Raw genomic sequence first — 23,368 nt, forward strand, 5'->3', positions numbered from 1 at the left:
GCTGTACACATGAGCCCGATTTCATGAGCACCGTCGCGGTCATCGGCGCAGGCGCAGTGGGGCAGCGAATCGCACGGCAGCTCGCCTCGCGGCCCGATGTCGATCGGCTCGTGCTGGGATCACGTCACACTGCTCGACTGCGCGGCCTCGCTGCACAGCTGCTCGATGTAGACGTGGAGGTGCTGGAGCCCGGCGCATTGCCCGAAGCCGATGTCGTAGTGCTCAGCTTGCCGAGCGGAGGGCACGCTGCGCTGGCCGGCAAAGCCCTCGAGCGCCATTCGCATGTGGTGTCGCTGTCGGGCGCCGTGGCCGATGTGGAGCAGTTGCTTGAGCTGGACAAGCGGGCCACGAACGCCGGGCGGTCCGTGGTGGTCGGCGCGGGCTTCTCGCCGGGCTACAGCTGCCTGCTGGCCCGCCACGGCGCGGCACGATTCGACGTGGTCACCGAGGTGCACGTCGCCCGGGTCGGCACCGGAGGACCCGCCAACCAGCGCCAGCTGCACCGCGCCCGCACCGGTACCTCGATCGACTGGCGTGACGGGGAGTGGCGGCGGCGGCGCGGCGGATCGGGCCGGGAGCTCGTGTGGTTCCCCGATCCGCTCGGCGCCCATGACTGCTACCGGGCTGCGCTGGCTGATGCGCTCCTGCTGGTGCCCGCGTTCAGCGATGTCGAACGGGTGACCGCACGCGTCGCGGGCACGCGACGTGATCGCCTCACGGCCATGCTGCCCATGCTGCGGCCGCCCCATCCTGAAGGCGGACCCGGCGGCGTCCGTGTGGAGCTGCGCGGCTTGCGAGACGGCCGTCACTGCACGGACGTGCTCGGCGTGATCGACCATCCGAGCGCCGCGGCGGCGGCGGTGGCAGCAACCGCTGCCGGCTGGGCGCTGGCCGACGAATTGCCGACTGGCGCGTGGGGGCTGGGCATGCTTGACGATCCGCTGCCGTGGCTCGCTGAGTTGGCCGAGCGAGGCGTCCGCGCCGCCGCCTACGAGGGAGCGCGCCTCTAAGGCGGTCGGTCAGAAGCGCACGGCCCGCTGCCATTCCTCCAGCAGGTCGGTGCGGCCGAATGTTTCGAGCCGTTCGGGGCCGATGCGACCCCAGACGAACAGCAGGAGATCCTGCGCCGGGCCGCGGGCAGCGACGTCGGACTTCGCATGCGTGCGCTCTACCTGCATCCCGTCGGGTGTGCGGGTGATGACCCATTCGCCGTCAGCGTCGGTGGCGTGCAGATGCACGGTCTCGCCGTTGCCGGCGAAACCGTCCGGTAGCCGCAGGCGCACGTAGACATCGAAGAGTTCGTCGACACCGTCGACTGCGAGCTCGGGTGCTATCGATGCCGGCGTGATGCCCAGGGCGGCTTCAGCGTCCCACCGGTGCATGGTGGCTTCGTGCGCCATGCGTCGCCACCAGAAGCTCATGGACTGTTGTTCGGGGTCCCACGACCAGGCTTCGGCGTCCGGCGGTCGCCCAGTCATGAGACCGGTGAGGGCATCGAATGCGTCTGCATGCCACTGCGATACGGAACCGGGGGGCTTGGCGATGGTGGCTGGCTCGACGCGCGCCCCGGCGGTGATGCTGCTGCGCACGAATGTCCAGACCGTGGCGCAGTGCTCGATAAGCGCTTCGAGGGTCCAGTCGCCGCAGCTGGGGACGCGTCTGGCCCACATGTCCGGCGAGCGTTCGGCATCCGCGGCGATTTCGTTGAGTCGCGCGCCTTCTGCAGCCCGCAACTCTGCGTACCCTGTGGCGTTCATGGCCTGTGATCTCCTGCTCCTGTCGGCCGAGCCAATGGCCGCAGCTATGACGTGAGCGGGCTCCTGGCGTCGATTCCCAGCCCGTCGCGCAGTTACATCTCGCTCGGCCCGCTCGACATTCGAGCCTATGGCGTTGCCATCGCCGTGTCGGTGCTGGTTGCGCTGTGGATCACCTCCCGCCGCTGGCGTCGGGCCATCGCAGACCGGGACGATGCGTACCGGGCGCGCGCCAACGACCTGGTGGGGACGATTGCGATCTGGGCGGTGCCGGCTGGCCTCATCGGTGCGCGGCTGTATCACGTCATCACCGACTTCGATCGCTACCAGGGCAACTTCAGCGACGCGCTGAAGATCTGGCAGGGCGGGCTGGGCATCTGGGGCGGCATCTCGGCCGGTGTGCTGGTGGCGGTGTGGATGCTGCGCCGGGGCGACCACAGCACCGGAGCGATGCTCGACGCGCTGGCGCCCGCGCTAGCTGTGGCCCAGGCCATCGGCCGGCTCGGGAACTGGTTCAACCAGGAGCTGTACGGCCGGCCCACGGACCTGCCGTGGGGGCTCCAAATTGACGAGGCGCATCGTGCGGCCGGCTATGGCCTCGAAGAGACGTTTCATCCCACGTTCGCGTATGAGGCCGCGTGGAATCTGTGCCTGGCGGCGACGCTCGTGTGGGGAGTTCCCAGGGTGCTCCCGCGGCTGCGCACCGGCTACCTGTTCGCGGTGTACGTACTCGGCTACACCGCTGGGCGGCTGTGGATCGAGCTGCTGCGCATCGACACCGCCAACGAGCTGTGGGGTGTGCGGATCAACGTGTGGACCAGCACTGTGGTCGGCCTCGCAGCGCTGATTGCCGTGCTGGTGGGCCTGCGTCGCGGCCCCGATTCAGCTCAGCAGGCTGATGAGGGTCTCGCGAGTGGCGGCTTGCTCATCGAGGGTGCCGAACGCCGATCCGGCGAATGACGTCACGCCGCAGTCGGCCAGCGCGTTGATGCGGTCGCTCACCTCGGCTGCACTCCCGATGACGGCGATGTCTTCGGGCCCGCCGAGGCCCTCCCGGTCGAGCATCGCCCGGTAGCTGGGCAGCGTGCCGTATACCACCAAGTCCTTGGCAGCCCGCTCGCGGGCGGTGCCAGCGTCATCGGTCACGCACACAGGAAAGCCGGCCACCACCTGGGGCGCTGGGCGCCCGGCCTCGGCGGCTGCGGAGTTGATGGTGGGCGCAGTGTGATCCCGCAGCGTCGCCGGCCCGGTCATCCAGGTGAACGTGCCGTCGGCCATGCGGGCGGTCAGGCGCAGCATCTGGCTGCCTAGGGCAGCGACGAACACAGGCGGTGCGTCGGCAGCCGGGGGAGTGATCTCGCCGCGCCCCACAACCGCATCGCCGCCGTGGGAGACACGGCGATCGGTCATCAGCTTCGTCAGGATCGTCAGGTAGTCGCGCATGTGCGCAATGGGCCGGTCGAACGAGTAGCCCCACATGCCCTCGACTACTGGCTTGTGCGACGGGCCGATGCCTAGATCCAGCCGTCCGCCGATCACGGCCTGGGTGGTGAGCGCCTGCTGGGCCAGCATCATCGGATGCCGCGGGTAGGTGGGCACCACCGCGGTGCCGAGCCGGATGCCGGGCACCTCGCGGCCTGCCACGGCGATGGTGGTCAGCGCGTCGTGGCCGAAGATCTGGGGCGTCCAGTAGCGGCGGAAGCCCTGCTCGGAGGCCTCGCGGATGCTGGCCTCGAAGCGCTCAGGTGTGGTGTCGAATCCGAACAGCTCGATATGCATGCCCGGCAGCGTAACGGCGCGCCTGCCCGTGTTTCCGAGTTGGCGGTCGAGACAGCCCCAGGCTCACGCGAACGTGTCGAAGAGCTCCTCGAGCGCCTTGAGCTGACCGCCGCTCGTGCTGGATGGCACCAGGATCGGCGTCTTGCAACCGGCATCGAACCATGCCTCGACGCCGTCACGGACCTGGCTGGCCGAGCCGTACAGCGTCGCGTTCGACAGCCAGTCGTCGGTCATCGCCCGGTTCAGCGCTTCGGTGTCGCCGGCGGCGATCGCCGTCTCGGCCGCTTCCATCTCGTCGACCCAGCCGGCCTGCTTCCAGTAGTTGCGGTAGTTCGGCAGCGACACGTAGCCGGCGAGCGTCTTGCGGTTCCGCGCTGCTCCGGCGGCGCGGTCGTCATCGATGACAGTCGGGATCATGTTCCCCACGAAGAAGTCGTCACGACTCGCGGCGTCACCGAGGTGGGTTACTGAGTTCTGGAAGTCGTTGCAGCTTGCGTTCGCCCATACCGCACCGGAGCTGATCTCGGCCGACAGTTCGGCCATGCGCTGGCGCAGCGTGGCCAGCACGATCGGCGGGAGATCGCCATGTTGGGACGATGCCGCCTCCATGGCAGCGATGTACTCGCGGATGTCGGAGAGCGGCTTGCCAGGCGTGATGCCGAGACGCTCGTGCACGGGACCGTGCGTCACGCCGATGCCCAGCCAGAACCGTCCGCCTGAGATCTCGTGGATGAATGCCGCAGTCGAGGCCATGTCGACCGGGTTGCGGAAGTAGATCGGCTGCACCGAGGTGCCGAAGTGGATCTCGTTGGTGACATGAGCAATCGCTTGGCACAGCGCCACCGGGTCGCCCATGGAAGGGCAGTAGATGCCGCTGAATCCTCGTTGCTCGATCTCGGCGGCGATTTCCAGGGTGCGTTCGCGTCGGCCGCGCACGGCGGCCAGCGAAATGGCAGGCATATTCATGCGGGGTTTCCTAGCAGACGTGCCCGATTGCCGCCGTTGGCTTCGTCGCACGTTTAGTTTCCCGCTCTTGTTCGCTGCGCTCACGGGCCGTTCGGGCCACGGCTTCGCCTGTCGGCTCAGCCTCAGGGAATCTTGCGGGCTACGAAGCAGTACAGCGGTGTGAAGATTCCCGTCTTGCCGCCGGCAACGTAGGCGTCGGCAGTGCGATCCAGCAGCTTGGCGATCTCGGCCGTGCCTCTGGGCAGGATCCTCAATGTCTCAGCAAAGCGCGCGGCCCCGATCGCGAGCTGTCGACCCAGGGGTGTTCCTCGCAGGGTGACACGGCGCGTGCCGCTGCGTGTCTCCATCGGCTGGTACCACGGGGTTGTCGGACCGTTCTCCGAGGGGGGGGGGGTCGCAAAGTCTGTTCCTTCGATCACCTCGAATCCGGCCGACTCGAGTGCTCGGTTGACCTCCGCGAACGTTGCGATCTTCTTGAGCGCGATCCCGCGCATGAGTTCTCGCTTGATCTCTTGGTGATTCGCGTTGTCGGGACCGAACGCGTCGGTCAGGCACATTTCCTGACCCCACAGCAGGGCGCCTGGCTTCAGTACCCGCGAGATCTCGGTGAATGCGCCGACCTTGTCCGGTGCATGGCAGGTTGATTCGATTGCATAGGCCCGGTCATAGGTGCAGTCTTCGATGGTGCCCATATCCATGAAGCTGGTCTCGACGTAGTCGATCATGTCGCTGAGGCCTGCTTCGGCGGTCAACTCCCTCGCCCTGGCGAGTTGGACTTCGCTGCTGTTGATGCCGGTGACCCTGACGCCTGCTTCACGGACCACGGTTCGCATCGGCCCGCCGATCCCGCACCCGACGTCGATCACCGACATGCCCTCGTGCAGGTCCAGCTTGTCGATCATCAGGCGCTGATGGCGGAGCTTGGAGTCTTCCAGGCTCTCCTGTGGAGTCAGCGGTGCGAAATGGAGCGATTCGCCCCAGCCGTAGATCATGAGGTAGCTGCAGATGTCGTAGTACTCCGTCGCCGTCTCGGCGTGGTCGGAAGTCGGGCCGTCGCTCGGCGCATACGTCTCGTCGAGTCGCCTGTTCAGCTGCTCCACCCGGTGTCGAAGATCCGAGCCGCGGTACGACATCTTCAGTCCGCGTGCGACCTGCCAGATGCTGCTCACCCGGGGGAGCCTAAGAGGCTGAGCCCCGGGCCCGATCCATGCACGCCCTATGGCGATCCTGTGATGGCCGCTTCCCGCATCGGCAGCATCAACAGGCCGAGCGCGATGAGGCTGGTGACGGTGACGAGCACGATTGCAGGTCCGAAGCCGGAGGCGTCGATGATGAAGCCGCAAACCGCCGGACCGGCGAGCGCGCCGACACCGAGACCTGTGTAGTAAATGCCGATCACGCCGCCCAGATTCTCCACTCCGTACCAACCGGCCAGCACGGAGGGTGTGGCGGTCACCCACACCGCCCAGCCGACGCCGTGGGCAACAGCACTGGCGACGAGCACGGCGGGGTTCCCGTCAGAGATCCACCAGATCGCCAGCGCTGCCGTCATGGCTGCGAAAGCCGACCGGCACAGCCACATCGGATCGGCGCGGTGGCCCAGCGCGCCGCAGGCCAAGCGGGCGACCACGCTCGTCGCGCCCGAGATGCCGATCAGTGCCGCGGCCAATGCCGGGGCGACACCACGGTCAACCGCGTAATCGTTGTAGAACGCGACCGGCGCGTAGAAGCCCGGCCCGATTGCCACGACTGCCGCAAAGAACAGCAGGAAGCGGCGCGAGCGCACCAGCCGGGCGACACGAATGAGCCCGGCCGTGGAGATGTTCACCCGGTCGCCATGCGTTGCGGCCCATCCGATGGCGACGAAGGCCACGGCAGCCAGCACGGCGTAGGTCTGGCGCCAGCCCAGCGTCGAGATCAACGCATGGCTCGCCAGCGGCATCACCAGAGTTCCGGCGCCCACGCCGGCCAGAAGGAAGCCCATCGCTGCGGGGCGGCGTCGTTCGGCGAAGCTGCGGCCGATCAGCCCGATCATCGACGGGTAGCAGAATCCGGTGGCCAGTCCCACCAAGACGCCGAAGGCGGCGTAGGTCTGCCACAGCGCATTCGACCAGGCGGTCAGCAGAAGACCCGCCGACATCGCCACCGCTGCGACTCCGACCAGCAGACGGGCGCCGTAGCGGTCCCCGATGCGACCCCCGATCGCACCGCCGGCGTAGTAGGTGCAGACGGCGGCCGAAAACAGTGCGGCCACGGGCCCGGTCGTGGTGTCGAGGTCACGCGCGATGGGCGTCAAGAAGACTCCGAACGAGAAGAGGATCCCGAACGTCACGAAGTTGGCGGCGAAGGCAGCGGCTGCAACCGACCACGGGGCCGACGCGTCCTCCGGTTCGCCCGGATATCTCAAACTCGATGTGCCGGCCACCAGCCCCAAGCCTGCCCTGCGCCGGCCCGCCACGCCCGTCCCGCTGACCTCGCCCGGATTCGCGCAGCGCGCTGGCCGGTACCCTCGGTGGCCCTCGCTCCATGGGGCTGTAGCTCAGATGGCAAGAGCACCTGCTTTGCAAGCAGGGGGTCACGGGTTCGAGTCCCGTCAGCTCCACGATGGCTAGCTCGCAGCAGCCGAAGTTGCTCGCAGGCGGCAACCCGCAGATTCCCAAGGGCGACGGCGATGCCCCGGTGCAGGCCTTCATCGCGGCGGTGCCGGGCTGGAAGGGCACCATCGCTCGCCAGCTGGATGAAGTGGTCGAGCGCGTCGTGCCCGACGTGCGCAAGGCCGTGCGCTGGAACTCACCCTTCTACGGTGTCGAGGGACGCGGGTGGTTCGCGAGCTGCCATGCGTTCACCCGGTACGTCAAGGTGACGTTCTTGAATGGTGCATTGCTCGTTCCCGAGCCGCCAGGCGCGGGCAAGGATCCCGATTCGCGCTGGGTGGACATTCCTGAGGATCAATTCGACGAAGCGCAGATGTCAGTGTGGATCGAGCAGTCGGCAGCACTCGACGGTTGGCACGGGTTCTGATTGACGGCGGGCTGCGACCTCACAACGTTGATCAGCACAGCTCGAAGCCGGCTACCGGACGCGCGGGTCGGCGATCGACGACGCGTGCGCAGAACGCACGTGCCTCGTCGATGCGACCGGCCTTGACATAGGCCGCGAGCAATGTGTTGGTCATCAGGTCGCGCTGGGCCCGGCTGCCGCCGATGCGAACGACTTGGGGGATGAGGGGTTCGAGCACATCGATGACCGTCGACCACTTCTCGTCGACGAACGCGCCGTAGGCCTGAGCCAGGGTCGCTCCGGTGGTGCCCGCCGGCAGACGGCCTGCCTCGCCGAGCTCTTGCAGCTGGGTAATGCATGCCCGCAGTTGTTCGGTCTCGCCGAGGACGGCGTAGGTGAGCCCAGCGTGGGCGTCGACGAACACGATGGGTTGCGGGAACCGCTCCTCGTAGAACTCGCGCACCTGCTGCCAGACGGCGCGATCACGAGGTTGCCCGGCCAGTTCCGATCGCCACATGAACGACGACGAGTCGGAGAACACGGTGATCGGCGGGCTGGTGGTTGCCCCAGGCAGGCAGTTGTGGCGGAAAGCCTGCCAGGCATCGTCGTGGCGGCTGACTGCCATGAGCACCAGCGCGTAGTGCCACCAGATGTGGCAGTGGAGCACGCTCGCCCGGTCGGAACCGGGGAGCCACCCGTCGAGGAAGCCGACCGCTTCGTCGTCTGCGCCGGCTTCGAAGAGTGCGTGCACCAGCGTGTGGGCACCATGGGGAGTGGCGGGCCGTTGTTCGAGCGCACGCTCGGCGAGTTGCTGGCCCCGGTCCCACCGGCCGGTCTCGATGAGGGCGAAGGCATGCACGGTGGCGAACCACCAGTCGTCGCCGTAGTGCGTGGCGAGTGGCTCGAGAAAGTCGAGCAGTTCGGCTTCGCGGCCGATGCGGCCGCTGAAGCCGATGGCGCCGAACACGCCGCAGGCGGGCGCCAGGGCGAACGCGTCGCGGGGGTAGTCGATGACGTGCTGGCGGATGAGGTCGAGTGCGTGTGGAACCTGGCCGGCAATGAGCAGCCGCACAATCTCGACGTGCTGCTGTTCCCTGGCGGTCGCACCGCGGCTCAGCTCGACGGCAGCCTCCGCTGAGGCCCGTGCTTCGTCGGGCCGCACGTAGAGCTGGTGCTGGCGGGCCAAGGCGGCGTGAGGGAGGGCAAACCCTGGGTCGGCCGCGAGCGCCGCCGACAGGCATTCTTCGACCCCAGCCTCGGCCGACAGCATGCGGTCGATGCCCTCGACATAGGCGTCACGGGCCTCGGCGGATGAGGTGCTCACTTCGAGGCCGTAGCGGTCCTGCATGCGTTCGGTCTCCAGCTTCGCCGCCGTCGGGCTATCCGTGGCCTCCCGGGTCGCGTCAGACCACCGCCAGCGACCAGACGAGCGGGAGGCCAGACCCGAGCTCGGTCCACTGGGCATCGTCGGACACCTGCCAGACCTCGCCGGTGTCAGTGCCCACGAGCACCCCGCCTACGTTGTCGGGATCGGCGATCAGGCCATGGAAGTTGACCGGCGACGGCGAGTGAGCGTCGTCGCAAAGCGATCGCCACGACTGGCCGTGGTCATCTGACCTGTAGAGGGCCGCATGAGCCCCGCCGTCGTCTTTGTAGTGCGAGAACGCAGTGGGGGCACTGGCGACGGTGACGCTGTAGGGGTCGCGGCGGTCGACGCACAGGGGACGCGAGTAGCGCGGCACGACGCCCTTCCAGGCGTATTCCCATGACTCGCCGTAATCGTCGGAGCGGAACACGCCGGCGTTGCCTTCGAGTTCTTCCGCAACGCCGTCGAAGCGGCCGTAGCCGGTGCTGATGAACAGCACCCCGGGCTCGGCGGGGTGGGCGAACATCATGTGGATGTCGGGGTTGTCGCCCGGCAGGTCGACCGTCCAGCTCTCGCCCCCGTCGGTGCTGCGGGCCACGCCGCCGACTTCGACGCCGACCCAGATGCGGTCGGGATCGCCCTCGTCGATGACGAGCGCACGTGCTCGGCCCGGCAGGGGAGGCTCGACCGGCACGCACCAGCGTTCCGCTTCGGGGAGCGCAGCGAACGCCGTGATCTCGTCCCACGTCGTGCCGCCGTCGTCGCTGCGGAACAGGGCGGCCGGCTCGGTGCTGGCGTACAGCCGGCCGTCGCTGGCGGCCCGGATCTGCCACACCTCGCGCCCAGGGAGCTGCGGCCCGGCCCAGGTCTGGCCCCCGTCCTCGCTGGTGAACAGGCCGCTGGCCGATCCAGCGAACAGGCGGCCGTCGACGTTGACGAGGTCGCGGACGTGGCGTGCTTCGAGCGTCTGTCTGGACCCCGCGTCGTCAATGGCGAAGACGCCCTTGGTGGTTCCCGCAAGCAGCTGACCGTTCATGGGTTCACCCTAGATCGCACGCGGAAATGGCGGGTCCGGGCCGCTCCGATGGCTGCGACCGGGGTCAGCCACCGCTTCTGCGCCGTCGAGGACGCCTGCGGACGAGCCGTTCGTCGAGAGTTTCGCGTGGATTGGGCGCTGCGGTGACGGCAGGCGGAGGTTCGTCGCCTGCCAGCACGGCCACGATCTTGGCGGTGTGTTCGGGGGTGCTGCCGCAGCAAGTTCCGATCACCGTCACGCCTGCGGCGTGTATCCGGTACGCGTGAGCGGCCAGCAGTTCTGGCGTGCCGTCGTAGACGAGCGAATGACCCTGCCACACCGGTACTCCGGCGTTCGGCTTGGAGATGACCAGCGCGCCCGGAGCGATATTGGCAATGGCGAGAACTGCCGCCTCGGTGTCGGGCACGTTGCTGCCGCAATTGGCACCGATGGCGGCAAGTTCCAATGGCCCCAGCCGTTCCGCCAGCTCCTTGCCGGTGACGCCCATCATCGTGCAGCCGGCGGTGTCGAAGCTCATGGTGACAGCGACCGGCAGGTCGCTCACCGAGCGAGCTGCGCGTACCGTGGCCTCGACTTCATCAAGCGCGCTCATCGTCTCGATCCACAGCAGATCGACCCCGGCTGCATCGAGCGCAGCAGCTTGCTCGGCGAATGCGGCTTCGCACGCTTCGACGCTCATGTCGCCGAGCGGCGCCAGCAGTTCGCCCGTCGGACCCATCGAGCCGGCCACCAGCACTGGCCGATCCGACCGCTGCATCTCAGCGTCGGCTTCGACCCGGCCGATGTGTGCAGCGGCGCGGTTCAGCTCCGGCACGCAATGTTCGAGGCCATGCAGGGCTTGGCGGAAGCGGTTGCCGCCGAAGCTGTTCGTGACGATCAAGTCTGCGCCTGCGCGCAGGTATCCCCGGTGGACGGCCTGCACCTCGTCGGGGTGGCTGAGGTTCCATTCCTCTGGCGACCAACCCGCCGACAGCCCTGCAGCGAATAGCTGCGTGCCCATCGGGCCGTCGGCCACCACGTAACCCTTGGACTCCACTAGGTCATTCAGTGTGACGGTCATCAGTCGGCGCCGATCGTTAGCTGGCTCGCTGTTGCGAAGCCCTCTGGGCGGTCATGGCTTGCATGGCAACGTACTGCTGCCTGCCTGCGTCACACGAGTGATTTTCCCGCACCAGCGCCCGCATCCGTCGTCACTCGCTCGCTCGTCGTGCAAGCATTTCGCCCAGAGGCTGAGAGGGGTTGGCCATGGATGAGGTGACCTACGAGGTCGACGGGCACGTGGCGACGATCACGTTGAACCGGCCCGACAAGCTCAATGCGATGACCGACGAGATGTACCACGGCATCGGCGAGGCACTGCTCGCGTCCGACGCTGACCCTGCTGTGCGCTGCACGATCGTGACCGGAACCGGCAGGGCGTTCACCTCGGGCCACGATCTCGGCGAGTTCGCGGACCGAACTGCTTGGATGCCGTGGCGCCCTGACCGGTTCGACATCGGTATGGAGACCGCCAAGCCCACGATCGCCGCGATCCAGGGCTACTGCCTGGCGGGCGGGCTGGAGCTGGCGCTGTTCTGTGACATCCGGGTCTGCGACGACACCGCCCAGTTCGGCTGCCCGGAAGTGCGCTGGGCCATCCTGCACGGCTACGGCGCGCTGCGGCTGCCGGGCCTGATTGGTTCGTCGGACGCGATGCGGCTGCTGCTGACCGGGGCATTTGTAGATGCACCCGAAGCACTGCGCATCGGGCTGGTCAGCGAGATGACCGCGCCGGAGGACCTGCAGGCGACCGCTCGGGGCATCGCCGACCAGATCGCTGCCAACGGTCCCGCCGCGATCCGGATGACCAAGGAGATGGCCCTGCGCGGCCGGGAGATGTCGCTGGCCGACGGCCTTCGGCTCTACCAGGAATACACCCGGGCAGCCTTCGCCTCCCCCGATGCCAAAGAGGGCCTGCGGGCCTTCGCCGAACGCCGCGACCCCGACTACGGCGCCTAGAGGCTGAGCCCCGGGCCAGAGCGGCCCATGAGCGCGAGCGAACAAGAGCGGGAAATAACAGCGCAGCCGAGCGCTTGTCGCGGACGATCCTCACGTCGGCCGCACGGCAGGATCGGTACGATCCGGGCCCGCTGGGGTTGACGGCGATCCAGGGGTGATGTGCGAGGCGTTCGGGTACTGGATCTGAGCGATGGGCGCGCGGGCGTGTACTGCGCTCGGCTGCTCGCGATGACCGGTGCCGATGTGGTGGCAGGCGAACCGTCGGACGGATCGCGTCTGCGGCAATCGCGTGTAATCGACACCGCCGCTGGCCCGGTTTCGACGACGTGGGAGTACTTGCGAGCCAATACGGCGAGCGTCGTCGTCGATCCCGGCGCCTCGCTGGACGAGTTGGCCGACGACTTCGACGTAGTCGTGCTGGACGTCCACGGTGACCTGGCCTCGACGCAAGCGGAGATCGCGGCAGTCCGAGAGGCCCACCCCCGGCTCGTGGCAGCAGCCATCACGCCGTACGGGTTCACCGGGCCGAAGTCGGCATGGCGCGCCGGTCCGCTCGAGCATTGGGCGCTGGGCGGGCATATGAGCCTCAACGGAGAGCCAGACCGGCACCCGCTGCCGGGCGGCGGTCCTTGGTTGACGCACCTGGTGGGAGCGACTGCTGCGATCGGCATCCAGGCAGCACTTGTCAACGCTGCCACGACTGGCCGTGGCGATCTGGTGGAGGTGTCAGCGCTGGAGGCGCTGGCCAATGCCCACCAGTGGAGCTTCAGCCTGTACACCCACAACGGCGTCACGAAGCGCCGGTGGGGGAACCGCTTCGGCGAGCAGCACCATCCGCTAGCGCTCTACGAGTGCATTGACGGCTGGATCTGCATTGCGTCCGTGTCGATGCACCAGTGGGAAGGCTTCTGCATCGCGATGGACCAGGTGGAGCTGCTGGCCCGCGATGACTTCTATGTCCCCGCGGTGCGATTCGACCACGCCGACGAACTCGACGAGATCATCTCCGCTTGGGCCGCCAAGAAAACCGTCGCCGAGGCTGTCGCCGTCCTGCAGGACAACCAGGTGCCCTCTGGCCCGGTCGCCAGTCTCGACGACATGCTGATCAGCGAGCAGCTCGCCGCACGCGGCTACTGGCAGCACTTCGGCGCCGTCGATGCTCAGACCGACGGTGTCCGGCCAAGTGAGCCGGGCGCTGGCAGTGTGTCGAACGCACGACTGCCAGGACCGCCGGCGCACATCGAAGGTGCGACACCGCAGTTCCGCCGAGCGCCCGCACTCGGCGCGGGCCTCGATGACCCTGCGCCGGTTCGAACAGGCTGGCCCGCTGGTGTCAAGCCGCTTGCGGGTGTGCGGGTGGTTGAGTTCACGATCGCCTGGGCGGGCCCGTTGGTCTGTCGCATGCTCGGTGATCTCGGCGCTGATGTGATCAAGATCGAGCACCCCACCGCACGCGGCCTCGCCATGCCGCCCGCCGAGATGATCCTGGCTGAGCGCGGCGGCTGGGAATGGGGACAGCTCCCCGGTCCGCTGTCGCGCAACGGGATCTTCCTCAACAACGACCCCGGCGACGACTGGTTCAACCGCCTCGGCCACTGGAACAAGATGAACCGCTCGAAGCGCGGCCTGTGCCTGGACCTGAAGGCCCCCGGCGGGCGAGATGTGTTGCGCAGGCTCGTCGAGACAGCAGACATGGTGGTGAACAACTACAGCCCTCGCGGCGTTCGCTCGGCCGGCATCACGCTGGCCGAGCTCCGCGAGATGAACCCGGGCATCGTCACGCTCGATATGTCCGGCTTCGGTGCCACCGGCCCCGACGCCGAGCGCATCAGCTGGGGCCCGGTGCTCGATGCCGCCTCGGGCCTGGCGTCCACCACCGGCTACCCAGACTCGGGCCCCTACAAGCAGGGCATCGCATTCCCCGATGTCGTCGGAGGCCTGCACGGCACGGTCATTGCGCTGGCCGCGCTGTGGCAGCACTGGCGCACCGCCGAGCCTGTCGGCGTCGACCTGTCTCAGCTCGAGACAGCGATCAATGTCGCAGGCGACCAGTTCACCGAGGCCTCAATGCGTCCGGCTGGCTCGCTGCCCCCAACCCGCCGCGGCGCCCGCACACCAGACGCCGCGCCCTCAGGCGTGTATCAGTGCCGCGGCGAAGACGCCTGGCTCGCCCTGACAGTCGAGGACGACGCAGCATGGAAAGCACTCATACAGGTGCTCGACGATTCAGCATGCAACCCCCAGTGGACCACCGCCGCGGCGCGCCATGCCGATCACGACGCCATAGACGTGATGATCGAACGCTGGACAGCAACCCGAGACAAACACGAAGCCGCCGCCGAGCTGCAAGCTGCAGGCATAGCGGCCTCAGCCGTCATGACAATCGCCGACGTCGTCAACGACGACCACAGCGCAGCCCGCGGACTGATGGTTGACCACGCCCGCCAAGGCGAACAACCCCAGCTTTTCCCCGGCCTTCCGTTCCGCTTCGACACCACACCAGCCGCCCTCAGCCCACCCCCCAAGCTGGGCCAGCACAACGACACGATCCTGGCTGAGCTCGGCTACGCCCCCGCCGAGATCACTGCGCTGTACGACAGCAACACCATCGCTACAACCCCGCCCGACTAAGCGCCCTGCCGCCGACACAGCGGGCGCGCCGCTAGGCCATGGTGAGGCCGCCACTGACCGACAGCGTCTGGCCGGTGATGTAGCCAGCCTCTTCGCTGCACAGGAATACGACGGCAGCAGCCACCTCGTGCGGTTGGCCGATGCGCTTCATCGGCACGGCCCGAGCCATCGCCCCGATGATTTTGTCGCTCGTGTCGGTGGCCGAGGCGATCTCTGCCAGCAGGCGAGTGTCGGTCGGGCCTGGGCACACCACGTTCGCGGTGATGCCGCGGCGCGCCACCTCGCGGGCGATGGTCTTGGTGAAAGCAATCACCCCGCCCTTGGCACCGGCATAGACGGCTTCGCCCGACGAGCCCACCCGAGCAGCATCCGAGCTGACGTTCACGATCCGCCCGAAACCCGTTTCGATCATGGCGGGCAGGCATCCGTGCGTCGTGCGAAGTGGACCCTTGTAGTTGATCTCGATGACCCGGTCCCAGAAATCCTCATCGGTGGTCACAAACGGATGCAGCACGTCCCACCCCGCGCAGTTCACCAACACTTCGACCGGTCCGAGTTCGTCCACCGCCGTCAGCAAACCCTGCGTCACGGCGTCGGAGTCGGCCACATCCATCTCCACAGCAATGGCTGTACCGCCCTCGCCGTTGATGGCGGTTGCCGTCTCGGTGGCCTCGGGCACCCGCAGGTCGGCCACTGCCACGCGCCGGCCATCGCGGGCCAGCCCGAGGCAGATCTCTCGCCCGATGCCTCCGCCGCCGCCCGTCACCAAGGCCACGCGGCCTGTGCCGTCTGGGTCGCTCACGTTGTCTCCTGTCGTCGAGTGCTCGGGCCGTGATGCGTTCTATGAGCGGGTGGCCTGCGCCACGTCACCCCACTTGTGCACCATGTCAGGGTCCTTGCGGATCTGCTCCTCCGCCAGGTACATGACCACCCGGCTGGCGGTGCCCGTGTAGCGGTCCTTCAACCGGTCCGCCATCTCGTCCCACGGGGCCACCAGCGCGAAATGCTCCAGCATGTCGTCGGTGATGCAATCGGCCATGCCGGCGATATCGCCAGCAGCCATGCGCTCGCGCAGCGCCGCGGTCACGCCGTCGTACCCCAGGTCGGTGAACTGGAACGAGTAGTTCGGCGTGGTGCCGTAGAAGGCGATCTGCGTCTTGGCCCGCCGGACGAGCGGTGCCAGCTCTTCGGGAGAGTCACCCGGCGCGGCGAACACCGGCACGATCAGGTCGATCTCTTCGGCGTCGCGGCCGGCACGTTCGGCACCTTGGGCCACCTCGGGCAGCAGCCGCTCGCGGATGTAGTGCATGGTGTGCATCGGGTGGACATGCACGCCGTCGGCCACCTCGCCGGCCACGCTGTTCATGATCGGACCGACAGATGAGATGTCGACCTTCACGTCGCCGTAGTCGTGGCTGCGAGGCGCCCACTGGGCCGGCAGCAGGCTCAGGTTGAAGAACTCGCCCTCGTAGCTGAGCTTCTCTTCGCGCCGGAAGGCCCGCAAGCACGCCTGCACTGCTCCCACGTAGTCGCGCATGCGTGCCGCCGGCCGGTCGAACTCAGCCGCATAGCGCCGCACGATGTGGCCCTTCACCTGGCTGCCGAGCCCCAGCCGGAAGCGGCCGTTGGTTTCGCCGGCCAGTTCCCAGGCGATCTGGGCCGACACCATCGGGCTGCGGGGGAACGCCACGGCGATGCCGGTGGTGAAGGTGAGGCTGGGAGCTGCCATGGCTGCCGCGGCGAGCTGCATCCACGGCACCTGGCCGGTCTCGGTGTAGAGCATCCCGGAGAAGCCGGCGCCCTCCACCTTGCGGGCCAGGTCGGCCGCATCGCTCCAGGTGGATGAGCCGGTCATGAGATCGAATTCCACCTCGGGTCTCCTTCAGACGGGGGCGCGAACCCGCTCAACGTAGCCCCCGCTGCTTCGGCGTGTAGCGGGTCGGCTGGGCGTAGAGAGCGACCGCTGGCATACGCTGCGGCGATGGCTGCGAATGCGACCTACGACTGGCTGCTGCTGGGCGACGCCGTCGACCGGGCGGCCCGTAAGTGGGGGAACCGCCCCGCGGTGATCTTCGGCGAGCGCCACTGGACGTACGCCGATTTCGCCGACGAAGTGGACCGGGTGGCCAAGGGGCTGATGGCGCTCGGCGCCCAGATCGGCGATCACGTGGCGGTGTGGATGACCAACCTGCCCGAGTGGCTGTGGCTGCAGTACGCCATCCCGAAGGTGGGCGGCTGCATTGTGCCGCTCAACACTCGGTACCGGACCGACGACGTGGCCTACACGGTGGCGCAGTCGGAGAGCCGGTTCATGATTTCGATCGACCAATCGGGCCCGATCGACTATCGCCAGATGCTCTGCGAGGCCTACCCGGAGATCACTGCAGCCGGCCACCTGGAACGGTTGGTGTTCACCGGCGCGGATCGTGGCGACGCCTTGGCTGATGCGATGAGCTGGGATGATCTGCTCACCGCGGGGGAGAGCGTCTCCGACGAGAAGCTGGCCGCTCGCGCCGCCAGCGTGACCGTCGACGACCGCATGATGCTGGCGTACACCTCGGGCACCACCGGTCATCCCAAGGGTGTGGTGCACACCCACCGCCCGCTGCGCAACAGCCGTGAGCGCTCGATGCTGCTGGGTCACACCACCAACGACATTCACATGAGCTACCTGCCGCTGTTCCACCTGTTCGGCTACGGCGAGGTCTCGATCCAGGCAGTGCTCACCGGCGGCTGCCAAGTGCTGTTCGACGTCTTCGACCCCGCCGCGGTGCTGGCGGAAGTGGAGTCACGGGGCGGCACGGTGCTGCATGGGTTCGACTCGCACTGGGGCGACCTGCTGCGAGCCCAAGACGAGCACCCTCGTGACGTGTCCAGCCTGCGCATGGGAACCCTCGCGGCCGGCATGGAATCGTCCACGCCAATCGCTCGCCGGGCTCAGGAAGTGTTCTGCCCGACCATCTCGGGCTGGGGCATGAGCGAGTCGTGGGCGTTCGTGAGCTGCAGCCACCCCACCCACTCCGTCGAGCAACGCACCGAGGCCTCCGGCTACCCCATGGACGGCATCGAGTACCAGATCCGCGACCTGGACACCGGCGCCGAATGCCCCCCGGACACCCCGGGAGCGCTGTTCGTCCGCGGCTACACCGTGATGGAGGAGTATTGGCGGCGGCCCGAAGCCACGGCCGAAGTGCTCGGCGATGACGGTTGGCTCGACACCGGCGACATCGCAAGGATGCGCCCCGACGGCCACGCCGTCTTCATCGGCCGCCACAAGGACATGCTCAAAGTGGGCGGCGAGAACGTGTCACCGGCCGAGGTGGAGGGCTATCTGCTCGAAGTCGACGGTGTCGAGCAGATCGCAGTAGTCGGCTACCCCGATCCGCGCCTCGTCGAGGTCCCCGTCGCCTTCGTGCAGCTCACCGCTACAGCTCCATCAGACATCACCGAAGAGTCGCTCATCGAGCGCTGCCGAGGCCGCATCGCCAGCTTCAAGATCCCCCGCCACGTGATCTTCGTGAAGGAAATGCCAGCCACCCCCTCAGGCAAGATCCGCAAAGTAGAACTCCGCGACTGGGCCCTAGAAGACCTCGGCGATCCCAGCCACGCTTGAGCGGGCGCGGTTACGGGCCAGAGAAGGCCATTGCGGGCTGGCGGGGGCCGTCCAGCGTGTGATCGGCGGCGAACCCCATGGCCCGCTCCGACTCACGAGTACGAACCTCAGCCCGAGCCACAACATGGTGATGCACCTCGTCAGGCCCATCGGCCAGCCGCAGCGTGCGCTGCGCATGCCACATGTCCGCCAGCGGGAACCACTGCGACACGCCGGCTGCGCCGTGCATCTGGATGGCCTCGTTGATGATGTCGCAGCACTTCTCGGGCACCATCGCCTTGACGGCGCTCACCCACACCCGGGCCTCCGCGTTGCCCAGCGTGTCCATGGCCTTCGCGGCCCGCAGCACCATCAGGCGCATGGCCTCCACCTCGATGCGTGACCGCGACACGATCTCCATGTTCTTGCCGAGATTGATCAGCTTCTTTCCGAAGCCCTCGCGGTTCACGCCCCGGTCGACCATCATCTCGATGGCCTTCTCGGCCGAGCCGATCGAGCGCATGCAGTGGTGGATGCGGCCCGGGCCCAGCCGGAGCTGAGAGATCTCGAAGCCGCGACCCTCGCCGAGCAGGATGTTCTCCCTGGGGACGCGCACGTCGTTGAACAGGATGTGCATGTGCCCGTGCGGCGCGTCGTCGGCGCCGAAGACGTGCATCGGCCCCAGGATCTCCACGCCGGGCGCGTCGATCGGCACGAGGATCTGCGACTGCTGCTTGTAGGTGTCCGCATCGGGATTGGTGCGGACCATCGTGATCATGATCTTGCAGCGCGGATCGCCCGCACCTGAGATGTAGAATTTCTCGCCGTTGATCAGCCACTCGTCACCGTCGAGCACGGCGTTGGTCTGCACCTGCTTGGCATCCGAGCTCATCACCGCCGGCTCGGTCATGGCGTAGGCAGAGCGGATCTTGCCCTCGAGCAGCGGTTCCAGCCATTCCGCCTTCTGCTCAGGCGTGCCGACACGCTCGAGCACCTCCATGTTGCCGGTGTCGGGCGCGGAGCAGTTGAGGCACTCCGAGGCCAGCCGGTTCTTGCCCAGCTCGTTGGCGATATAGGCGTAGTCGAGATTGCTCAGCCCTTCGCCGGTGTCCGCGTCGGGCAGGAAGAAGTTCCACAGGCCCTGCTCGCGAGCCTTGGCCTTGGCACCTTCCAGCAGCTCAAGCTGGCCGGGTGCCCAGCTCCAGCGGTCCTCGCGGTTCTCGCCCATCTGGTGAAATTCCTCGGTGATGGGGTCGACCTCGTCGCGGATGAACGCCTTGACCGCTTCGTACAGCGGCTCGACCTCGGTGGACATCCGAAGATCGAAATCGTCCATGCTCGCGGACTTCAATGCTCCGCCAACCACAGCTGCTCCCCTCGTGTGCTCGCCAGCCGCAGGTCTGCCGCTGGCGCAGTGAACCCTACCGAGATCGGTCCAACGGCACCGGGCTGCGGCCTGAGCCGCGCTCCGCCCATCCCCTAGCGGGCCAGGGCGCGCCGGTACCTTCGGAAGCCATGTTGCAGTGTGTTCGAGGGATGTGCACCGAGATGGCCACCGCAGGGTTGGGCTACGACGTGCCTGGAACGAGGGCGTGGCTCTACGATCTCGACGCGGCCACCATCGCTGGCACCTCCCGCCAGCGCGACATGATCATGCCGCTGTGCCGCGTCCATGCAGACCGGATCAAGGTGCCGGTCGGGTGGGAGCTCGACGATCAGCGGGCTTCCGAGCCAGAACCGGTCGTGGCAGCCTCTGAGCCGAGCGCCGCAGCCGCCGAGAGCGCCGAGCCGCTCTTCAAGCCCCGGTCCCGGCCCGAGCCGGCCGAGATGCCGCAGCCAGAGCCCGACCGCGAACCGGCACCGCCGTCGCTGCTCGAACGCGCCTTCCGAGCGGCGCCGTCGCGTTAGAGCAGGCTTGCTTTCCGGGCGGCGGTCAGCACCAGCCGCCCGCGGGGGTTCAGGCTCGCCCGGTAACGAACGCCCTCGGCGTCGGTCAGCACCAGCTCGTTGCCCTCGCTGGCAACTTGGAGTTCGACGCCCAGCTCCGCGGAGAGCTCTGCGCGGCTGGCCTCCAGCGCGGCCCGCATGGCGCTGCGCCGCTGCGCTTCGTAGAGGTCCATGTCGTATTCGACAAAATCCCCTGGCTCGGTTCCAGATGGCCGCACAAGACAAACAATGTCACAAGCGGTCAGGCCCCTACGGCAAGAAAGTTGCACGCCAGTAGCGTGAGAACGTGAGCCTGTGGCTGGCCGTGCCGCTCTCGCTGGTGTTCATCTACATCGTGTACCGGCTCGGCCTGCGAATGATGGCCACGTTCTCGAGACCGATTCCCCCGCCGCCCCCGCCAGGGGAACTGCGAAGGGTTCGCCTCACTTACCGGTGCAGCCTCTGCGGTACCGAGATGCGCATGACCCGCGCCCCGGTGCAGCACCCGGAGCCGCCCCGCTGCTGCAGCGAGGACATGGACCTCATAGCCAACGCCGACGAATAGGAGCCCGCTCGGAGAGGTGCAGATGTCCTGCCGCCTCCGCTGCTTCCCACAGGTTCTCCACAGCCTGGGGAAAGTTACATCCGTGTCATTACCGCCAGCGCGTGGCGAGCAGGATGCCCACCAAGACGATGCCCAAGCCGACGGCAATCCATGCGCTGGCCGGGCTGCCCGGCAACCAGCTCATGTAGTTCGACACGATCACCGCCGTGCCGATTCCAAGCAATGCCACGATCAACCAGCCGAACCATGAAGCGCTCTGGGGGGCGTCGCTGCCGGTGCTGTGCTGCTGGGCTGGCGCGTTCTGCGGTCGGGTGCCCTTGGGCGTGATGCGGCTGGTTTTGCGGGGCCGAGCCATGACGGGTCAACCTAACCGTTGGGTTCGGCTTCGTCGGCTTCTTCCTCGCCGTCTTCGCCTTCGTCTTCTGGGGCGGCTTCGCCGATGACCAGCGTGATCGTGTCGTAGTTGATCCTGATGTCGGTGCCTGGCGGCGGATCCAGGGAGATGACCTGCCCGTCAGCGGGATCGCCGGCAGCCACCGGCTGCGTGCGCCGCTTCACCGTGAAGCCCAGCTCCGTCAAGGCGGCTTCGACCCCGTCGGGATCGAATGTCTCCAATGCCTGCAGGCTCGGGATAGCCAGCACCGCCGGCGGCTTGAACATGTGGAGGACCACTTCCGATCCGGCGATGAGCACCGTTCCGGGTTCGGGACTGATGTCGCGGACGACGTTCGTGTTCACGTCGAGATTGGAGACTTCACGCGCTGTGCGCTTCACGGTGAAACCGAGCGCCACCAGTTGAGCTTCAATGCGGTCGGCGAGCGTGGTGCCGAAGTCCTCCAGTGCCGGTACCACCAGTTCCTCTGGACCGTCAGACACGATCAGCGTGATGACGCTGCCCCGTTCCACCGGCTCGGCAGCGTCAGGACTGCTGCGGATCACCGTTCCCGCACTGAATTCGGTGGAGAACTCGCGCTCCACCCGGTCGACGAGCCCGAGTCGGGCCAGCGTGACTCTGGCGTCGTCGATCGTCTGCCCGGCGAGCCGCGGCACCTCGACTTCGCCCCGACCTGCGGAGACCGTCAGCGTCACGATCGTGCCTGCGGGCCGTTGCTCGGTGCTCGGGATGCTCTGCTCGGTCACCAATCCGATCGCCAGGTTGTCGTTGCGCACGTCGATGCGTTCCACGCTGAAGCCTGCGGCGACGAGCGTCGCCTCGGCCTCTTCGTAGGTTCGCCCGACCACGTTGGGCAGCAGGATCAGGGTGCGCGGCGCAGCCACGAACAGGGTGATCGGATTGTCGGGATCGTTCGGCTCGGCGAGCAGCAGCCCGGCGCGGGGATTCTGCTGGAACACGACGTTCTCGTCGACGTCGTCGCGTTCGGAGAACTCGATGCTGACGTGCTCGAAGCCGACGTCGGCGAGCTCGCGCTCGGCTTCGGTGAAGTGCAGACCCACCACGCTGGGCACTCGCAGCCGTACATCGGAGGTGCTCTCGGGCTCGGTCACCACGCCCGGCTCGCCGCGGTCGTTGACCAGCAGGAACACCAGCCCGGCAATGACCAGCAGCAGGATGACCAGCAGCGTGATCCACATCGGTGTGCGGTCCGGCGGCTCGACAGCGCCCGGTGGTGGAGCCTGCGGGTACTGCGGTGGGTACTGAGGCCCGCCGTATTCGCTTGCGCCGCCTCCATGGCGGCCGTACGGGGGCGCCGGCGGTGCCGGAGGAGGTTGTTGGTACCTGGGCGGCGCAGTCTGCGAGGGCGCTGCGGCTGGCTCAGCAGTGGGCGCCTGCGCTGCGGCCTCGGGAGCGGCAGCGCTCACTGCCGGGAAGTACGCAGTGACATCGGTTGCTGCGGCATGGGTCGGCTGGCCCGCCCGGAACCGCAGCAGATCGTTGCGCAGCTCGGCGGCTGAGCCGTAGCGCGCGGCCGGGTCCTTGGCGAGCCCTCGCAGGCAGATGGCCTCGAGTTCGTGGGGAACGTCGGCGTTGTAGCGCGACGGCGGGACCGGCGCTTCCTGGACGTGCTTGTAGGCGATGGCGACGGGACTGTCGCCGGTGAACGGCGGTCCCGCAGTCAGCACCTCGTAGAGCACGACCGACAGCGAGTACACGTCGCTGCGCGGATCCGCTTCGAGCCCCTGAGCCTGCTCGGGCGACAAGTACGTGGCGGTGCCCATGACCGAGCCGGTGCGCGTCAAGTCGTCGGTGCCGCCGCCGAGCGCTCGCGCGATGCCGAAGTCGGCCACCTTGACCTGGCCGGACTGGGTGATCATGACGTTGCCCGGCTTGATGTCACGGTGCACCACACCGTTGCCGTGAGCGAAGGCAAGCGCGGCGGCAATGTCGATGGCGATGTCCGCGGCACGGTCGGGATGCAGCGGGCCGTCGCTGCGGATGACCTCCGCGAGGCTGCGGCCCTCCACGTACTCCATCACGATGTAGTAGGTGCCTTCGTGGTTGCCCCAGTCGTACACGCCGACCACGTTCGGTTGGCTCAGGTTCGCGGCGGCTTGAGCCTCACGCCGGAACCGCTCGACGAATGACGAATCGGTGGCGAACTCGGGGAACAGGACCTTGACGGCGACGGGCCGGTCGAGCAGGCGGTCGCGACCCAGGAACACCTCGGACATTCCGCCCCGCGCGATGCGGCTGAACAGCTCGTAGCGACCGCCGAAGATTGGGTTGTCGGTGTCTGCCATGAGCGGGGGGCAATTGCTGCCAGATCAGGCCGTCGGGCCGGCGGGGTGACTGCGA

22 protein-coding genes and 1 tRNA gene are annotated in these 23,368 nt (G+C 67.6%); 9 read left to right on the forward strand and 14 right to left on the reverse strand.

Translation table 11 applies throughout. The features are described 5' to 3' along the window. Nucleotides 1-23: 23 nt before the first annotated feature. Nucleotides 24-1,010, forward strand: a complete 987-nt coding sequence (locus ACOGI8_RS00560) for an NAD(P)-binding domain-containing protein (protein ID WP_419854966.1) — start codon at nucleotides 24-26, stop codon at nucleotides 1,008-1,010. A 9-nt stretch (nucleotides 1,011-1,019) separates the two neighbouring features. Here ACOGI8_RS00560 and ACOGI8_RS00565 read toward each other — a convergent pair whose 3' ends face one another. Then, nucleotides 1,020-1,757 carry a maleylpyruvate isomerase family mycothiol-dependent enzyme gene (locus ACOGI8_RS00565; protein ID WP_419854967.1) on the reverse strand — a complete coding sequence of 246 codons (738 nt, stop codon included), beginning with the start codon at nucleotides 1,755-1,757 and terminating at the stop codon, nucleotides 1,020-1,022. A gap of 51 nt (nucleotides 1,758-1,808) precedes the next feature. Between ACOGI8_RS00565 and lgt the strand changes: the two genes are divergently transcribed. Next, on the forward strand, nucleotides 1,809-2,714 hold the full coding sequence (gene lgt, locus ACOGI8_RS00570) for a prolipoprotein diacylglyceryl transferase (RefSeq protein WP_419854968.1): 906 nt from the start codon (nucleotides 1,809-1,811) through the stop codon (nucleotides 2,712-2,714). Here lgt and ACOGI8_RS00575 read toward each other — a convergent pair. The 4 genes from ACOGI8_RS00575 to ACOGI8_RS00590 all read right to left on the reverse strand — a co-directional run bounded on the left by ACOGI8_RS00575 (nucleotide 2,637) and on the right by ACOGI8_RS00590 (nucleotide 6,924). Next, nucleotides 2,637-3,533 (reverse strand): TIGR03564 family F420-dependent LLM class oxidoreductase, encoded by an 897-nt coding sequence (locus tag ACOGI8_RS00575; protein ID WP_419854969.1) that lies wholly within the window; start codon nucleotides 3,531-3,533, stop codon nucleotides 2,637-2,639. The genes lgt and ACOGI8_RS00575 overlap by 78 nt on opposite strands. 63 nt (nucleotides 3,534-3,596) lie before the next feature. After that, nucleotides 3,597-4,499 carry an LLM class flavin-dependent oxidoreductase gene (locus ACOGI8_RS00580; RefSeq protein ID WP_419854970.1) on the reverse strand — a complete coding sequence of 301 codons (903 nt, stop codon included), beginning with the start codon at nucleotides 4,497-4,499 and terminating at the stop codon, nucleotides 3,597-3,599. A gap of 122 nt (nucleotides 4,500-4,621) precedes the next feature. After that, nucleotides 4,622-5,668, reverse strand: a complete 1,047-nt coding sequence (locus ACOGI8_RS00585) for a methyltransferase domain-containing protein (RefSeq protein WP_419854971.1) — start codon at nucleotides 5,666-5,668, stop codon at nucleotides 4,622-4,624. Between the two features lie 47 nt (nucleotides 5,669-5,715). Next, a complete protein-coding gene (locus ACOGI8_RS00590) occupies nucleotides 5,716-6,924 on the reverse strand; it encodes an MFS transporter (protein WP_419854972.1) in 1,209 nt (402 codons plus the stop codon). Nucleotides 6,925-7,027: 103 nt separating this feature from the next. Here ACOGI8_RS00590 and ACOGI8_RS00595 point away from each other — a divergent pair. After that, nucleotides 7,028-7,101, forward strand: a tRNA-Ala gene (locus tag ACOGI8_RS00595). Nucleotides 7,102-7,103: 2 nt separating this feature from the next. Then, nucleotides 7,104-7,520 (forward strand): DUF1801 domain-containing protein, encoded by a 417-nt coding sequence (locus ACOGI8_RS00600; RefSeq protein ID WP_419854973.1) that lies wholly within the window; start codon nucleotides 7,104-7,106, stop codon nucleotides 7,518-7,520. A gap of 31 nt (nucleotides 7,521-7,551) precedes the next feature. Here the strand turns inward: ACOGI8_RS00600 and ACOGI8_RS00605 are convergent, their stop codons facing one another. From ACOGI8_RS00605 to ACOGI8_RS00615, 3 genes are all read right to left on the reverse strand, one after another. Further along, the gene (locus tag ACOGI8_RS00605; protein WP_419854974.1) at nucleotides 7,552-8,847 is read right to left on the reverse strand and encodes a tetratricopeptide repeat protein; all 1,296 of its coding nucleotides are present in this window, start codon (nucleotides 8,845-8,847) and stop codon (nucleotides 7,552-7,554) included. A gap of 55 nt (nucleotides 8,848-8,902) precedes the next feature. Beyond that, nucleotides 8,903-9,901, reverse strand: coding sequence for a WD40/YVTN/BNR-like repeat-containing protein (locus ACOGI8_RS00610; protein ID WP_419854975.1), 999 nt, complete (start codon nucleotides 9,899-9,901; stop codon nucleotides 8,903-8,905). A 64-nt stretch (nucleotides 9,902-9,965) separates the two neighbouring features. Next, complete coding sequence (locus ACOGI8_RS00615; RefSeq protein ID WP_419854976.1) at nucleotides 9,966-10,961, reverse strand: homocysteine S-methyltransferase family protein; 996 nt, start codon at nucleotides 10,959-10,961, stop codon at nucleotides 9,966-9,968. A gap of 185 nt (nucleotides 10,962-11,146) precedes the next feature. Between ACOGI8_RS00615 and ACOGI8_RS00620 the strand changes: the two genes are divergently transcribed. After that, nucleotides 11,147-11,899 (forward strand): enoyl-CoA hydratase/isomerase family protein, encoded by a 753-nt coding sequence (locus ACOGI8_RS00620; protein WP_419854977.1) that lies wholly within the window; start codon nucleotides 11,147-11,149, stop codon nucleotides 11,897-11,899. A gap of 159 nt (nucleotides 11,900-12,058) precedes the next feature. Then, nucleotides 12,059-14,530, forward strand: coding sequence for a CoA transferase (locus tag ACOGI8_RS00625; RefSeq protein WP_419854978.1), 2,472 nt, complete (start codon nucleotides 12,059-12,061; stop codon nucleotides 14,528-14,530). 31 nt (nucleotides 14,531-14,561) lie between these two features. On the opposite strand, the gene ACOGI8_RS00630 is transcribed toward ACOGI8_RS00625, so the two are convergent. Both ACOGI8_RS00630 and ACOGI8_RS00635 read right to left on the reverse strand, forming a co-directional pair. After that, a complete protein-coding gene (locus tag ACOGI8_RS00630; RefSeq protein ID WP_419854979.1) occupies nucleotides 14,562-15,332 on the reverse strand; it encodes an SDR family NAD(P)-dependent oxidoreductase in 771 nt (256 codons plus the stop codon). A gap of 39 nt (nucleotides 15,333-15,371) precedes the next feature. Continuing rightward, nucleotides 15,372-16,400, reverse strand: coding sequence for a TIGR03617 family F420-dependent LLM class oxidoreductase (locus ACOGI8_RS00635; RefSeq protein ID WP_419854980.1), 1,029 nt, complete (start codon nucleotides 16,398-16,400; stop codon nucleotides 15,372-15,374). 111 nt (nucleotides 16,401-16,511) lie between these two features. Between ACOGI8_RS00635 and ACOGI8_RS00640 the strand changes: the two genes are divergently transcribed. Then, nucleotides 16,512-18,143: a class I adenylate-forming enzyme family protein gene (locus tag ACOGI8_RS00640; protein ID WP_419854981.1), complete on the forward strand. Its 1,632-nt coding sequence runs from the start codon at nucleotides 16,512-16,514 to the stop codon at nucleotides 18,141-18,143. Nucleotides 18,144-18,153: 10 nt separating this feature from the next. Here the strand turns inward: ACOGI8_RS00640 and ACOGI8_RS00645 are convergent, their stop codons facing one another. Next, nucleotides 18,154-19,458: an acyl-CoA dehydrogenase family protein gene (locus tag ACOGI8_RS00645; protein ID WP_419854982.1), complete on the reverse strand. Its 1,305-nt coding sequence runs from the start codon at nucleotides 19,456-19,458 to the stop codon at nucleotides 18,154-18,156. Nucleotides 19,459-19,637: 179 nt separating this feature from the next. Here ACOGI8_RS00645 and ACOGI8_RS00650 point away from each other — a divergent pair, with 179 nt between their 5' ends. Beyond that, nucleotides 19,638-20,030, forward strand: coding sequence for a DUF3499 family protein (locus tag ACOGI8_RS00650; RefSeq protein ID WP_419854983.1), 393 nt, complete (start codon nucleotides 19,638-19,640; stop codon nucleotides 20,028-20,030). Here ACOGI8_RS00650 and ACOGI8_RS00655 read toward each other — a convergent pair. Beyond that, nucleotides 20,027-20,287, reverse strand: coding sequence for a hypothetical protein (locus tag ACOGI8_RS00655; RefSeq protein ID WP_419854984.1), 261 nt, complete (start codon nucleotides 20,285-20,287; stop codon nucleotides 20,027-20,029). The genes ACOGI8_RS00650 and ACOGI8_RS00655 overlap by 4 nt on opposite strands. 68 nt (nucleotides 20,288-20,355) lie before the next feature. Here ACOGI8_RS00655 and ACOGI8_RS00660 point away from each other — a divergent pair, with 68 nt between their 5' ends. Next, a complete protein-coding gene (locus tag ACOGI8_RS00660; protein ID WP_419854985.1) occupies nucleotides 20,356-20,613 on the forward strand; it encodes a hypothetical protein in 258 nt (85 codons plus the stop codon). 88 nt (nucleotides 20,614-20,701) lie between these two features. Here ACOGI8_RS00660 and ACOGI8_RS00665 read toward each other — a convergent pair whose 3' ends face one another. After that, the gene (locus ACOGI8_RS00665) at nucleotides 20,702-20,968 is read right to left on the reverse strand and encodes a cell division protein CrgA (protein ID WP_419854986.1); all 267 of its coding nucleotides are present in this window, start codon (nucleotides 20,966-20,968) and stop codon (nucleotides 20,702-20,704) included. 11 nt (nucleotides 20,969-20,979) lie between these two features. Then, complete coding sequence (pknB, locus tag ACOGI8_RS00670; RefSeq protein WP_419854987.1) at nucleotides 20,980-23,313, reverse strand: Stk1 family PASTA domain-containing Ser/Thr kinase; 2,334 nt, start codon at nucleotides 23,311-23,313, stop codon at nucleotides 20,980-20,982. Between the last annotated feature and the right edge of the window lie 55 nt (nucleotides 23,314-23,368).

Origin of the sequence: Candidatus Poriferisodalis sp. (assembly GCF_965204195.1) — a bacterium.
Classification (GTDB): domain Bacteria; phylum Actinomycetota; class Acidimicrobiia; order Acidimicrobiales; family Poriferisodalaceae; genus Poriferisodalis.